Source organism: Pseudomonas vancouverensis (genome assembly GCF_004348895.1).
Taxonomy (GTDB): domain Bacteria; phylum Pseudomonadota; class Gammaproteobacteria; order Pseudomonadales; family Pseudomonadaceae; genus Aquipseudomonas; species Aquipseudomonas vancouverensis.
In genome coordinates, this window is record NZ_RRZK01000020.1 from 43,273 (window position 1) to 57,052 (window position 13,780).

A 13,780-nucleotide genomic window follows, 5' to 3' on the forward strand; every position below is an offset into this window, starting at 1 on the left:
AACTGAAATTTTGAAAGGCTTGAAGATCGGCTCCCTTTCCCCCTCGCCCCCCTGGGGGAGAGGGCTGGGGTGAGGGGGGATCTCAGCCATCACACGGAATTGCGAACCATGAAAATCCCGAAAGCCCGCGGGCTCCCCAGAGCCGCCTCCCTATTGTGTTGCCTGCTCTTCTGGCAACTCGCCGCCAGCCACCACTGGAACCTCGGCCTCGTCACCTTCGCCAACGTGCCAACCCCGTTGGCCGTGATCGAAGCCGCCTTCGGCCTGGGCGACTCCGGCAAACTCATCCAGCACCTGACCGCCAGCCTCGGCCGAGTCTTCGCCGGTTTCCTCGCTGCGTTGGTTATCGGCATCGCCCTGGGCCTGGCCATCGGCCGTTCGAAATGTGCTGAAGACTTACTGCTGCCACCGCTGGAAGTGCTGCGCCCGATCCCCGCAGTGGCGTGGATTCCCTTGGCGATTCTGATGTTTCCTTCGTCGGAACTGTCGATGGTGTTCATCACCTTCACCGGTGCGTTGTTCCCCATTCTGCTCAACACCGTGCACGGCGTCGAAGGCGTTGATCCGCGCTTGATCGCCTCGGCGAAGAGCCTCGGGGCAGGGCGCCGGGCGATCCTGCTGGAAGTGATCCTGCCGGGTGCGGCGCCGAGCATCATCACTGGCCTGGCGATCGGCATGGGCACTTCGTGGTTCTGCCTGGTGACCGCGGAAATGATCTCCGGTCAGTACGGCATCGGCTATTACACCTGGGAGTCCTACACCATCCAGAACTACGCCGACATTGTGGTTGGTATGTTGCTGATCGGTGTCCTGGGGATGGGTAGCAGTCTGTTGATCAAGCACCTGGGCGGTCTGTTCACGCCCTGGCATCGACCACGAGGAAAAGCCTGATGAGCGTGTTTCAACACCCCGAAGGACGCATCGATATGCGTGGCCTGTCGATCAGCCTGGGAGAGGGCAGTACGGCATTTGAAGCGGTGCAGGGCCTCGACTGCCAGATCGAACCCGGCCAGTTCGTGTGCATTCTCGGGCCCTCCGGGTGCGGCAAGTCGACCTTGCTCGGCGCCTTGGCCGGTCACCTGCAACCGCGCACCGGCAGCCTCAATGTCGATGGCGCGCCGGTCAATGGCCCGTCGCCGCAACGGGGTATGGTGTTCCAGCAACACACCTTGTTCCCATGGCGCAACGTGCGCGACAACGTGGCGTTTGGTTTGAAAATGCGCGGGATCGGCAAGGTCGAGCGGCACAAGGCTGCCGAAGAAATGCTCGCGCTGGTTGGCCTCGAAGGCTTCGCCGAACGCTGGCCCGATCAGCTCTCCGGTGGCATGCAACAACGGGTGGAGATCGCCCGGGTGCTGGTCAATCGCCCGCGGCTGTTGCTGATGGACGAGCCGTTCGGCGCCCTTGATGCCCTGACCCGGTTGAACATGCAGGAGCTGCTGCTGGACATCTGGACGCGGATCCGCACCACCGTGGTATTCGTCACCCATGACATCGACGAAGCGCTGTTCCTCGCCGACCGCTTGCTGGTCATGAGCTCGCGACCGGGGCGGATCATCGAGGACCTGCGCCTGGACTTCCCACGGCCGCGCATCAATGAGCTGGTGACCAGCCACGAATTCTCCCTCCTGAAACGTCACTGCCTTGCACTCCTGCGTCACGAAGACGGCCGGCAACTGCCTCGCCTGAACCCGCTCGGATTGCCTCCCGAAAACAAACTGCCGCGATTTGCCCTATGACCTCACTATTCGATGTAACCGATCACCACGAGATTCTCGCCCTGCAACCGCGCCTGACCGATGACGACCCCGCTGTGCGCCGCATTGCCCTGATTGAGCTGGCCGACCTGGAGGAGCCCGATGGCCTGTTGTGGCTGGTCGATCGTCTTGGCCAGGACCCCGCCGACGAGGTACGCGCCGAAGCTGCGCGGTTGCTGGAAGCATGGGAAGATGCGCCCGTGGTCGCCGCCCTGTGCCAGGCGCTGATCGATCCGGCAGAGTCCGTGCAAGCCGCCGCGGCGCAAAGCCTCAGCCTGTTGAAAAGTGCAGAGGCGGGACGGGTGATTTTGCCGTGGACGGGGCACGCGGAAAGTCGCGTACGGGTTGCCGCGATTCGGGCACTGCGCGAATTACGTGTTGCCGAGGCCGCGAGCGCGGCTGCCTTAGCGCTGGACGATGCCGACGCGGGTGTACGCCGTGAAGCGGTGGGTGTGCTGGGCTGGCTCAAGCAACTGGGGGCCTTGCCGGCATTGGCGCGACTGGCCAGCTGCGACCCGGACAGCGGAGTCCGTCGCGCCGCCACCGGAGCGCTGGGCCTGGCGTCCGACGCGCAAGTCTTGCCGGCCCTGCGTCAGGCCTTGCAGGACGAGGCCTGGTCGGTACGCGAAGAGGCCGCCACCACCTTGGGCAAAGTCGGTCACCCCGACGCCGGGCCGGCTCTGGTCGAAGCCTTGAGCGACGATTACTGGCAAGTGCGTTTGCGCGCCACCCGCAGCCTGGGTCGCTTGCGCTACGCACCAGCCCTCGATGGGCTGATCGCCACCCTTGGTCATCGCATCAGTAACCTGCGCAAGGAAGCGGCGTTGGCCCTGGGTGAGCTGAATGATCCACGGGCCATCGCACCGTTGCAGGCGGCGCAGGACGACGGCGACCCGGAGGTGCGCAAAGCCGTGCGCATCGCCTTGAGCCAACTGCAATGAGCCCGTTATCGGTGGGTAATTCACAAAGTACCCGGCAGTTGCGCCTGAGCTGGCCGGACGGCCGCGTGCAACGCTTGAATCACGCCGAGTTGCGTCGACAGTGCCCTTGCTCGCAGTGCCGGGCATTTCGCCTGCGCGGGCTTGTCCCCCTGGTCGACGAGCGGGTGCAGGTGATCGAACTCAATGCCCAGGGCTATGGCGTGCAACTGGTGTTCAGCGATGGGCACGAGCGCGGTATCTATCCCTGGGCTTATCTGTCGCAGCTCGACGCTTGAGCAAGGGGTCTCCGTTCGGCTGTGAATCAGACACGATGGCCAATCTTGGGTTATACCTGACAGGTCAGCGGTCCCGGACAACGGCGCCGCTGCATCCCCCGTCGCGGGCAAACCTTGCTCCTGCAGGTCCGTCACCGTCATGAGGAAAGTGTTCCATGAAAAGCTCCGGTCCCAGCCCTGTCATCACCATCGCCGAGCAGCCCGGCTGCCTGTTGGTGAGGTTTCACGGTATCCAAGTCGCCGCCTCGGCACGCGCACTCGTATTGCTGGAAGCCAATTACCCGCCGGTATATTACGTGCCGCGCGAAGACATCGACGAGAAGTACTACGCCCGCACTGACCACACCAGCTATTGCCCCTACAAGGGCGATGCCAGCTATTTCAGCTTGCAGGTACCGGGGCATGAAGGGACCAACGCGGTGTGGAGCTATGAAAACCCCAAGGTCTCGGTCGAGCAGATCCGCAACTATGTGGCCTTCTACCCGGACCAGGTGAAGTTCGAATTGCTCGATTCGGAGGTTTGAAGGGCCCAAGAAAATGAAAATTAGTGCATCTCAGCGTAAACGTTTTACATGGTCATTGTTCGCCTTCTTGAACTTTGGAGTTCGTAATACCTTCGTTCCAAAAGTGTTTTCCAGCTAGGTACAATCGCCATCCTTCGACCAAGAATCATTTGACTCGAAGGAAGGCGGGCGCTCTGTATTGAGGCAGTATAGAAGAGAAAAATGCAGGTGCCTTCAGTTTTTATCTCTAGTGTGTCTTGAAAGCTATCAAATCTGATAGGTATATATTACCTGAATGCCAGTTACTATTTTTTTGCGGCATAAATGATATTTAAAGGAGATAAGACATGCTGATTCAGAAAGGTGATGTGTTTAAGACAAATATCAATGATCCGAAAGGTCAGGCAAAAAACGAAGATCTTAGTTTTACGGTTACCAGCGACCAAGTTGGTCGCGAGTTTTCAATCGACTTTCATTGGCGGGCAAATACTTACCCCGGGAAAGGCAAGGCGAGTGATATTACCAATGAAGGTAAAGAGGGGCTTCAGTTGCTGAGTCTGACAGCGATGACAGATCATCTCGGTGTGCTGTCGTTTGCCCTATATACTTTCGGCCTTCCCACTGAGCACGGTGCGATGATGGGCAGTGGTTGTGCACTAACGCTGATTCAAGGCGTAAATCCGGAGCAAATCAGTTTTAAAAATATTACCTTTACTAAGGTGGCTAAAAACAATAACTGATTTTGGTTTTTTATGATTGTTGATGGGGTGTGCTTATATAATGATGTTCGTGCATTTATGCATGATTAATAATGCTTGCTTTCACCCGTTTGGAACCGAGTTTGCTAGCGAAGCTCTATCTACGACATTGTCGATGTCAATTGATGCTCTTTCGCCAGCAAACTCGTTCTTACTCAATCAGTTCTTGTCCAGATCGACGTTGCGCGTCTCCCGCAGGCACAACATCCCCACCACCAGGCTCACCCCGGTGATCAGCACCGGGTACCACAGCCCTTAGAAAATATCCCCGGTGTACACCACCAGCGCAAAGGACACGGTCGGCAGGAAGCCGCCGAACCAGCCGTTGCCGATGTGGTAGGGCAGGGACATCGAGGTGTAGCGGATGCGGGTCGGGAACAGCTCGACCATCAGCGCCGCCAGCGGGCCATAGCACATGGCGGAAATGAGGATCATCTGTGCCGCCTTCTCGGCGATCATCAGGGTTGGCGAGCAGGTATTGCCCGAGGTAATGCGCGGCATGATCGAGGCATCGGCGATGCGCAGGCCGGCGATGCCATGGACCTTCAGTTGTGCATCGACCACCGCTGTGGCGTCGTTGCCCATGCGACAGATGCCCACCGGGTGGAAAATGGTGGTGCCGATGCGTGCCGCGGCTTCATGCAACTGTTCTTCGCTTTGCAGGCTATCGCCGGGCAGGTATTCGACCGGGTTGAATGCACGCAACGCCGGTGCGGCAAGGATGCGCCGGGTCAGGCGAATGGATTCGGAGGTTTAAAAAAACCATTCCCGGAATGCCCTTCAACGCGCAGGGCATTCTGAATTTGCATCAACACAATCTCATCCAGCCATCACGGCTATTGCCAATCGGCCATTTTAGATAAGACAATGCGAGTTATTATCATTCGCGAATTGTTTTCTATCATGTCCGCCAACGATTTATCCCTGCGCAGCGCCATCCATGAACTCTATTGCGACCATCACAGCTGGCTGCAACGCTGGTTGCGCAAGCGCCTGGGCAATGCCTTCGATGCGGCGGACTTGACCCAGGATACGTTCGTGCGGGTGATCAAGGCGCGCAACGCGCTGGAGATACGCGAGCCCCGACCCTATCTTTCAATGATCGCCAAGGGCCTGCTGATTGACCTGTTTCGTCGTCGTTCGCTGGAGCAGTCCTACCTCGAAGCATTGGCTGCCACCCCTGAAGGGGAGCAGCCGTCGCTGGAAGAGCAGGCGATCCTGTTGCAGGCCCTGATCGAGATCGACCGCATGCTGCAAGGGCTCGGGCCCAGGGTGAAGCAGGCCTTCATCCTCTCGCAGTTCGAGGGCCTGACCTATCCGCAGATTGCCGAGCGCCTGGGCATCAGTGCGCGAACCGTGAACAACTACATGGCCAAGGCCATGGAGCATTGCTGCCTGATGCAAATCAAGTTGCAACTGACATGAGCCTGTCAGCGGCTGAGCTCAAAGCGATTGGCAGCGCCGCGCAGTGGTACGCCAGGCTGCACTCCGGTATCGCGACGGACGCCGACCACACCGCGTGGCATGCCTGGCTGACGGCCGATCCTGCACACCATCGGGCGTGGCAACGCATGACCGATGTCGGTGAGCAGATGGCCCGCGTACCGGGTGCCCTGGCTGCACCGGCACTGCTGGGCGTCGATCGCTCCCGGCGTCAGGTGCTGCGCAGCGTAGTGGTGTTGGCCTCCGCCGGTTCATTGGGCTGGTTGAGCTGGCGCAGTGAGACGGCACAGAGTCTGTTCACCGATTACCGCACGGCAGTTGGTGAGCGCCGTGAATACCGCCTGGCAGACGGCAGCCGCTTGCTCCTCAATACCGATACTTCGGTCAACCTGCGTTTCGATGACCGTCAGCGGGTGGTGGAGTTGTTGACCGGTGAAATCATCGTAACCACAGCCGTTGATGCACAGCAGCGTCCGTTCAAGGTCGTCACTCGCCACGGTGAGGTGCTGGCGCTGGGGACGCGCTTTGTTGTCCGTTCGCAAGCGAGCGGCAGCGAAGTGGCGGTGCTGGAGAAAGCCGTGGAAGTCAGCACGTCGGGCACGGCTGCACGGGTGCGACTTGAGGCTGGCCAACACATGCTGTTCAGCCCGGGGCTGCTGGGCCGGGTACGCCCGAATGACGCATCGATCGCCGCGTGGGAGCAGGGCAGCATCATTGCCATCAACCGGCCGTTAAGTGAGTTGCTGGCTGACCTGTCGCGCTATCGCAGTGGCGTGTTGCGTTGCGATTCGCGCATTGCCGACCTGAAGGTCTCCGGTGCGTTTCCGATTGATGACACCGATCGCGCACTGGCTGCCCTGGAGAGCGGCTTTGCCTTGCGCGTGACGCGTTACAGCCGCTTCTGGGTCAATGTTTCACAGCTGTGACATGCGCTGACGGAGCGCAGCGCAAAAATAATTTCTGCTCCTTTGCACTTTTCATTCGTATCGTTCGGCTCATCCCTCAATGAGTTTTTATTGATCGTTTGGGGGAGGGTAAACATGTCTCGGTTTTACAAACCTGGTCGTCTGGCAACCGCAGTAAAATTCGGATTGCTGGCGGCGACTGCCACTGCAGCATGGTCGGGCGCAACGTTCGCCGCCACCGCAGCCACGTCACAACAAAGCTCGGTACAGTCGTTCGACATTGCCGCCGGCAGCCTGACCGAAGTCCTCAGCCGTTTCGCCAGCGCGGCGGGCGTGGCCATCTCCTTCGATGCGCGGCATACCGACGGTTTCAAATCGCCGGGGCTCAAAGGCGCGTTCGGCGTCAGCGAAGGTTTTGCGCGGGTGCTCGGCGGCAGCGGCCTGCAGGCCCAACCCCAGGCCAATGGCACCTACGTGCTGCGGCCGGCACCCGGTGCTGGTTCGGCACTGGAGCTGGGTGCCACCAACATCAACGCGCAGGCATTGGGTGCGACCACCGAGAACAGTGGTTCCTACACCACCGGCGCGGTGACCATCGGCAAGGGCGAGCACTCGCTCAAGGAAACCCCGCAGTCGGTGACGGTGATCACCCGCAAGATGCTCGATGACCAGAATCTCAACACCATCGACCAGGTGATGGAAAAGACCCCGGGCATCACCGTCTACGACTCGACCATGGGTGGCAAATACTTCTACTCCAGGGGTTTTCGCATGTCGGGCCAATATCAATATGACGGCGTACCGCTGGACATGGGCAACCTCTATGTCCAGGCCGACAGCTTCAGCAGCGACATGGCGTATTACGACCGGGTTGAAGTCCTGCGCGGTGCGGCCGGCATGATGAAAGGCTCGGGAGGCACCGCGGGCGGCGTGAACTTCGTGCGCAAGCGCGGGCAGGCCACCGCGCAAACCGATGTCACGTTGTCAGGTGGCAGTTGGGACAACTATCGCGGGCAGGTCGATACGGGCGGTCCGTTGAATGACTCGGGGACGATACGCGGACGCGCCGTGGTCGCCGAGCAAAGCCGGCACTACTACGTCGATGACGCCAATCGCAAGGATCAGGTGTACTACGGTGCGCTCGACGTCGACCTCAACCCGGACACGACCCTCGGCCTCGGTGTCGCCTATGAGGACGTCGACGCCAACCCATGCTGGGGCGGCATGCCGCGCTACAGGGATGGCAGCGACCTGCGACTCGGTCGCTCGACCTGCCTCGACCCGTCGTGGAATACCTGGCGCAGCAAACGCACCACGGTGTTTGCCGATCTCAAGCATCAGCTCAACGATGACTGGGCCTTGAAAGTCGCCAGCGTCTACACCAAAAACACCCAGGACATCAAATACGCCTTCGCCTCCGGGGCAGTGACACCCGGTATCGACACCACGGGCGTGCTTGGCAGCCTGTACGACTACGATCAGGTCGATTACGGCCTCGATGCCTACGTGGATGGCAAGTTCGCCGCCTTCGGTCAGCAACATGAGTTGGTACTGGGCTTCAATGCCAGTCGCTCGAACAAAAATGACTTCTACTCGGTCGCCTTCCTGCCGCAACGGCAGAATGTGTTCAACCCCGACAAGCACATCCCGGAGCCGGACGACAGTTACTTCATCGAGAATTCGTCCCGTGGCGGCCCGGTCGACAGCGTGACCAAGCAGCAAGGGATCTATTCGACCCTGCGCCTGAAACTGGCGGATCCTTTGACCTTCGTGGTTGGCAGCCGCGTGAGCTGGTACAGCTCCGACACGGACTACGATTTCATCAACTCGGGTACCTCGGAACACGTCAGTACCAAGGAAACCGGACAGGTCACACCCTTTGCCGGACTGCTGCTGGACCTTGATGAAAACCTCACGGCCTACACCAGCTACTCGGAAATCTTCACGCCCCAGGGCAACTATCGATCTGAGGACGGTTCGGCCCTCAGGCCTCTGGTGGGGCAGAGCTACGAGCTGGGGATCAAGGGCGCCTGGTTCAACGGGCGTCTGAACAGTTCGTTCAACCTGTTCCGCACTATCCAGAAAGACCAGGCACAAACCGACTACAACTCGTCCTGCCCGTCGTCGGATGGTTATTGCTACGTGAACTCCGGCAAGGTGCGCGCCCAGGGTTTTGAAGCGGAAATCAGTGGCGAGGTGATCGAGCGCCTGCAACTGCTGGCGGGCTACACCTACACCCAGACCAAGACGCTCGACGACCTGGACACCTCCCTCAACGGTGCGGCGTTCAACAGTTATGTGCCACGGCACCTGCTGCGCCTGTGGGGCGACTATCAACTGGACGGGGCGCTGGAGCGGTTCACGGTCGGCGCCGGTGTGAACGCGCAAAGCGACAACTTCCGCGTGTCTCCCCTCAGTGGCGAGAAGATCAGTCAGTCCGGTTATGCGGTCTGGAACGGTCGCATCGGCTATCGCATCGACGACACCTGGTCGGTGGCGCTCAATGGCAACAACCTGTTCGACAAGCGCTACTACGCGACCATCGGCACCGAGACCTTCGGCAACTATTACGGCGATCCGCGTAACTTCATGGTCTCTGTCAAAGCGAGCTTTTGATCCCGAGTGATCCGAGATCGCAAACGCTGCAGGAGCGAGTTGACTCGCTCCTGCAGGCTGGTTTCAGTTCTTGTCCAGATCCACGTTGCGCGTCTCCCGCAGGCACAACATCCCCACCACCAGGCTCACCCCGGTGATCAGCACCGGATACCACAGCCCGTAGAAAATATCCCCGGTGTACACCACCAGCGCAAAGGACACGGTCGGCAGGAAGCCGCCGAACCAGCCGTTGCCGATGTGGTAGGGCAGGGACATCGAGGTGTAGCGGATGCGGGTCGGGAACAACTCGACCATCAATGCTGCCAGTGGGCCGTAGCACATGGCGGAAATGATGATCAGCGCGACGATCAAGGCGACGATCATCGGTTTGTTGATCTGCTGCATGTCGGCCTGTGACGGATAGCCGGCCAGGGTGATGGCGCCGCGCAGCGCCGCTTCGTCGAAACCGTCGATCTTCACGTCACCGACACTGACCTGTACCGCGCTGCCGGCCGGCGCTTCGGCGCTGTGGTACGGCAGGCCCTGTTTGACCAGGAAGGTCTTGACCTTGTCGCACGGGCTGTCGAATTTGGCCTTGCCCACCGGGTCGAACTGGAAGGTACAGGTGGCCGGATCGGCGAGCACGGTGATCGGGGCCTGACGACTGGCCTGGTCAATCGCCGGGTTGGCGTAGTGCGCCAGGGATTTGAAGATCGGGAAGTACAGCGCAGTGGCGAGCAGCAGGCCGAGCATCAGCACCGGTTTGCGCCCGACCTTGTCCGACAGCCAGCCAAAGAAAATGAAGAACGGCGCACCAATGGTCACGCTGACGATCAGCAAACCGTTGGCCACGGCCGGGTCCATTTTCAGGAACTGGGTGAGGAAGAACAGCACGTAGAATTGCGCGGCGTAGAAGGTCACCGCTTGCCCGGCGTTGATGCTGAACAGGGCGATCAGCACCACCTTGAGGTTTTCCCATTTGCCGAAGGAATCGCGGATCGGCTGTTTGCACAGCTTGCCTTCCTCCTTCATTTTCACGAAGGCAGGGGACTCGTGCAGGCTCATGCGAATCCAGGTGGAAATGCCCAGCAGCACGATGGAAAACAGGAACGGAATACGCCAGCCCCAGACTTCGAACTGATCACCGGTGAAATAGCGGCAGCCCAGCACCACCAGCAGCGACAGCAGCAATCCCAGGGTCGCCGTGGATTGAATCCAGCTGGTATGGAAGCCGCGTTTGCCAATTGGCGCGTGCTCGGCGACATAGGTCGCAGCGCCGCCGTATTCACCGCCCAAGGCCAGGCCCTGGAGCATGCGCAGCACAACCAGGATGATCGGCGCGGCAATGCCGATGCTGGCATAGGTCGGCAGCAAACCGACGCAGAAGGTCGCCAGGCCCATCAGGATGATGGTGGCGAGGAAGGTGTACTTGCGCCCGATCATGTCCCCCAACCGACCGAACACCAGCGCACCGAAAGGTCTGACGATGAAACCTGCGGCAAACGCCATCAGCGCGAAAATGAACGCGGTGGTGTCGTTGACGCCGGCAAAGAACTGCTTGCTGATCACCGCCGCCAAGGCGCCGTAGAGGAAGAAGTCGTACCACTCGAAGACTGTCCCGAGTGACGAGGCGAAGATGACTTTCTGCGTGTCCTTGCTGGTGCCGGCGCTGCGCACGGCCTCCAGGGGCTGAACCTGTTCTGACATAGCGGTATCCCTCACAGTGATTGTTTTTGTTGTTCCACTGTCGGCGCCGGCCTTGTGGGCGGGCGCCGCTACTGCGATGTATCGGGTTGCTCGTTTTCAGTGTAGGAGCGAGCACGCTCGCGATGGTCGTCAACGATAACGCGGGGATCCTGACACCCCGTGGTGCTCTCAGATTCATTGCGAGCGAGCTCGCTCCTACAGATCTGCACTTTGTTTAGAGATGTGTGGCCAGTTCCTTGGTCTCAGTGATGCTCCTTGTGGCGGAATTGAGGATCATCTGTGCCGCCTTCTCGGCGATCATCAGGGTTGGCGAGCAGGTATTGCCCGAGGTGATGCGCGGCATGATCGAGGCATCGGCGATGCGCAGGCCGGCGATGCCATGGACCTTCAGTTGTGCATCGACCACCGCTGTGGCGTCGTTGCCCATGCGACAGGTACCCACCGGGTGGAAAATGGTGGTACCGATGCGTGCCGCGGCTTCGTGCAGTTGCTCTTCGCTTTGCAGGCTGTCGCCGGGCAGGTATTCGACCGGGTTGAATGCACGCAACGCCGGTGCGGCAACGATGCGCCGGGTCAGGCGAATGGCGTCGGCGGCGACCCGCAGATCTTCCGGGTGGCTGAGGTAATTGGGTTGGATCAGCGGCGCTTGCTGCGGGTCGGCGGAACGGATTTCGATGCGGCCACGACTTTGCGGGCGCAGGTCGCAGACCGACGCGGTGAACGCCGGGAAGGCATGCAGCGGTTCGCCAAAACGCTCCAGCGACAGCGGTTGAACGTGATATTCGAGGTTCGCCGAAGTCTGCTCCGGCCCTGATCGCGCAAAGGCGCCCAACTGGCTTGGCGCCATGGACAGCGGGCCACTGCGGTCATACAGGTAACGCAGGCCCATGCCCATCTTGCCCCACAGGCTGCCGGCAATCTGGTTCAAGGTCCGCGCGTTTTGCAGTTTGTAGATCAGCCGCAACTGCAGGTGGTCCTGCAAGTTAGCGCCGACGCCTGACAGTTCGTGAGCCACGCCGATGCCCAGCCGCTCCAGCAGCGGACGCGGGCCGATGCCAGAGCGCTGCAGGATGCTCGGCGAGCCGACGGAGCCGGCACAGAGGATGATTTCCTTGCGCGCCCTGAAGGCTTTTGCCTGGTTCTGCCAGCGCGTCAGGACCGACGACGCTCGGCCGTTGTCCAGCAACAAGCGATCGACCTCAACGCCGGTCAACACGGTCAGATTGGCGCGTTGGCGCACGGGTTTGAGAAAGGCCTTGGCCGCGTTCCAGCGAACGCCGGCCTTCTGATTGACCTGGAAATAACCGCAACCTTCGTTGTCACCCTGGTTGAAGTCATCAATGCTGGCGATGCCGGATTGTTCGGCGGCGCTTCTGAACGCGTCGAGAATCGGCCACGACAGGCGCTGGCGTTCCACTCGCCATTCGCCGTCAGCACCGTGAAATTCCGCGGCGCCGCCAAAGTGGTTTTCACTCTGTTTAAACAACGGCAACACGTCCTGCCAGCCCCAGCCGGGGTTGCCCTCGGCGGCCCAGCCGTCATAGTCGCCGGCCTGGCCGCGCATGTAGATCATGCCGTTGATCGACGAGCAGCCACCCAGCACCTTGCCCCGTGGGTAACTCAGCGCACGGCCTTGCAGGCCCGGTTGCGCCTCGGTCTTGAAGCACCAGTCGGTGCGCGGGTTGCCGATGCAGAACAGATAGCCCACCGGGATGTGAATCCACGCATAGTTGTCACGGCCACCGGCTTCGAGCAGCAACACGCGATGTTGCGGGTTGGCCGACAGGCGATTGGCCAGCAAACATCCGGCCGGTCCAGCCCCGACCACGATGTAGTCGAACTCATCAAGCACAGACTGCATCCCTGACCTCGTCTTGTTGTTCTTGTTGTCTGTCATCCTAGTTGTTAGCTTTCGTCAAAAGAATGTTAGTTTTTACGCAGCTGCTGTGCGTTTTTAAACAACGCTATCCCCCTCGACGATCAGGGACGAGCCATGTTCGACTGGAATGACCTGCGGTTTTTTCTCGAGCTACAGCGTAGCGGGCGTTTGCTCACGGCGGCGCGGCGCTTGAACACCACCCATGCCACGGTGGCGCGGCACATCGAGGCCATTGAAAAGAGTCTTGGCACTGCACTGTTCGTGCAACACGCCCAGGGCTATGAGCTGACACCGGCCGGCGAGGCGTTGCTTAAACACGCCGAGGCCATGGAAAACGTCGCGTTGCTGGCCCAGGAGGAAATCACCCAGTCCACGGCTCCGCTGGGCAAGATCCGCGTCGGGGTGACGGAAGGGCTGGGTATCAAGTTCCTTGCCAGTCGCATGATCGGCCTGTTCGAGCGCTACCCGGGGCTGGAAGTGGAGCTGGTCGCGGTGCCGCGTTTTGTCAGCATCCTCAATCGTGAAGCGGAGATCAGTATCCATCTGGAGCGACCGGCTGCTGACATGCTGGTCACCCGCAAACTCACTGACTATCGCCTGGCGCTGTATGCCAGTCGGGATTACCTGGACCGCTCGCCGCCGCTGCGCAGCCGCGAAGACCTGGGGCGACATGCGTGGATCGGCTACGTCGACGATCTGTTGTTCAGCCAGGAGCTGATGTTCCTCAACAGTTTCTGCCGCAATCCGCAGGTGGTGTTCCACAGCACCAGCGTCATTGCCCAGCAAGAGGCGGCGCGCAGCGGACTGGGGATCGCCGTGCTGCCGTGCTACATGGCCGCTGGCGACCCGGCGCTGGTGCCGTTGTTGCCGGAAGAAAGTATCCTGCGCAGCTACTGGATCAGCACCCGTCGCGAGCTGCACAAGTCCGTGCGTTTGCGGGTGTTGTGGGATTACGTGGTGCAGCTCTGTGAGCAGGAGCAGGGCCTGCTGTTGGGCCCCGAGTCTGGTGGTGCCTGA

Annotated in this window: 12 protein-coding genes and 2 pseudogenes; 11 read left to right on the forward strand and 3 right to left on the reverse strand. The window is 60.4% G+C overall.

Annotation, left to right across the window (positions count from 1 at the left end; translation table 11 throughout):
* Window positions 1-108: 108 nt before the first annotated feature.
* The 6 genes from EIY72_RS15590 (at window position 109) to EIY72_RS15615 (ending at window position 4,216) form a co-directional block, all read left to right on the forward strand.
* Window positions 109-891, forward strand: a complete 783-nt coding sequence (locus tag EIY72_RS15590; protein WP_093219825.1) for an ABC transporter permease — start codon at window positions 109-111, stop codon at window positions 889-891.
* Complete coding sequence (locus EIY72_RS15595; protein WP_093219830.1) at window positions 891-1,739, forward strand: ABC transporter ATP-binding protein; 849 nt, start codon at window positions 891-893, stop codon at window positions 1,737-1,739. The genes EIY72_RS15590 and EIY72_RS15595 overlap by 1 nt, the downstream gene beginning before the upstream one ends.
* A complete protein-coding gene (locus tag EIY72_RS15600; protein WP_093219835.1) occupies window positions 1,736-2,698 on the forward strand; it encodes a HEAT repeat domain-containing protein in 963 nt (320 codons plus the stop codon). Before EIY72_RS15595 ends, EIY72_RS15600 begins: the two co-directional genes overlap by 4 nt.
* The gene (locus tag EIY72_RS15605) at window positions 2,695-2,973 is read left to right on the forward strand and encodes a DUF971 domain-containing protein (protein ID WP_093219841.1); all 279 of its coding nucleotides are present in this window, start codon (window positions 2,695-2,697) and stop codon (window positions 2,971-2,973) included. The genes EIY72_RS15600 and EIY72_RS15605 overlap by 4 nt, the downstream gene beginning before the upstream one ends.
* A gap of 155 nt (window positions 2,974-3,128) precedes the next feature.
* A complete protein-coding gene (locus tag EIY72_RS15610; protein WP_093219845.1) occupies window positions 3,129-3,497 on the forward strand; it encodes a DUF427 domain-containing protein in 369 nt (122 codons plus the stop codon).
* A 326-nt stretch (window positions 3,498-3,823) separates the two neighbouring features.
* Entirely contained in the window at window positions 3,824-4,216 is a 393-nt protein-coding gene (locus EIY72_RS15615) for a hypothetical protein (RefSeq protein WP_093219850.1), read from the forward strand.
* Window positions 4,217-4,393: 177 nt separating this feature from the next.
* Here EIY72_RS15615 and EIY72_RS30130 read toward each other — a convergent pair.
* Window positions 4,394-4,984 (reverse strand): annotated as a pseudogene (locus EIY72_RS30130) (GMC oxidoreductase); the annotation flags it as partial.
* A gap of 153 nt (window positions 4,985-5,137) precedes the next feature.
* Between EIY72_RS30130 and EIY72_RS15625 the strand changes: the two are divergent.
* The 3 genes from EIY72_RS15625 to EIY72_RS15635 all read left to right on the forward strand — a co-directional run bounded on the left by EIY72_RS15625 (window position 5,138) and on the right by EIY72_RS15635 (window position 9,198).
* Entirely contained in the window at window positions 5,138-5,659 is a 522-nt protein-coding gene (locus tag EIY72_RS15625) for a sigma-70 family RNA polymerase sigma factor (RefSeq protein WP_093219854.1), read from the forward strand.
* Window positions 5,656-6,603, forward strand: a complete 948-nt coding sequence (locus EIY72_RS15630; protein WP_093219858.1) for a FecR domain-containing protein — start codon at window positions 5,656-5,658, stop codon at window positions 6,601-6,603. Before EIY72_RS15625 ends, EIY72_RS15630 begins: the two co-directional genes overlap by 4 nt.
* A 114-nt stretch (window positions 6,604-6,717) precedes the next feature.
* Entirely contained in the window at window positions 6,718-9,198 is a 2,481-nt protein-coding gene (locus tag EIY72_RS15635; RefSeq protein WP_093219861.1) for a TonB-dependent siderophore receptor, read from the forward strand.
* Window positions 9,199-9,261: 63 nt separating this feature from the next.
* On the opposite strand, the gene EIY72_RS15640 is transcribed toward EIY72_RS15635, so the two are convergent.
* Window positions 9,262-10,884: an MFS transporter gene (locus EIY72_RS15640; protein WP_093219866.1), complete on the reverse strand. Its 1,623-nt coding sequence runs from the start codon at window positions 10,882-10,884 to the stop codon at window positions 9,262-9,264.
* Between the two features lie 122 nt (window positions 10,885-11,006).
* On the opposite strand from EIY72_RS15640, the pseudogene EIY72_RS30135 reads away from it, so the two are divergent.
* Window positions 11,007-11,084 (forward strand): annotated as a pseudogene (locus EIY72_RS30135) (outer membrane lipoprotein carrier protein LolA); the annotation flags it as partial.
* A gap of 14 nt (window positions 11,085-11,098) precedes the next feature.
* On the opposite strand, the gene EIY72_RS15645 reads toward EIY72_RS30135, so the two are convergent.
* The gene (locus EIY72_RS15645) at window positions 11,099-12,745 is read right to left on the reverse strand and encodes a GMC family oxidoreductase (protein WP_093219871.1); all 1,647 of its coding nucleotides are present in this window, start codon (window positions 12,743-12,745) and stop codon (window positions 11,099-11,101) included.
* A 132-nt stretch (window positions 12,746-12,877) separates the two neighbouring features.
* Here EIY72_RS15645 and EIY72_RS15650 point away from each other — a divergent pair, with 132 nt between their 5' ends.
* Window positions 12,878-13,780, forward strand: coding sequence for a LysR family transcriptional regulator (locus EIY72_RS15650; protein WP_093219875.1), 903 nt, complete (start codon window positions 12,878-12,880; stop codon window positions 13,778-13,780).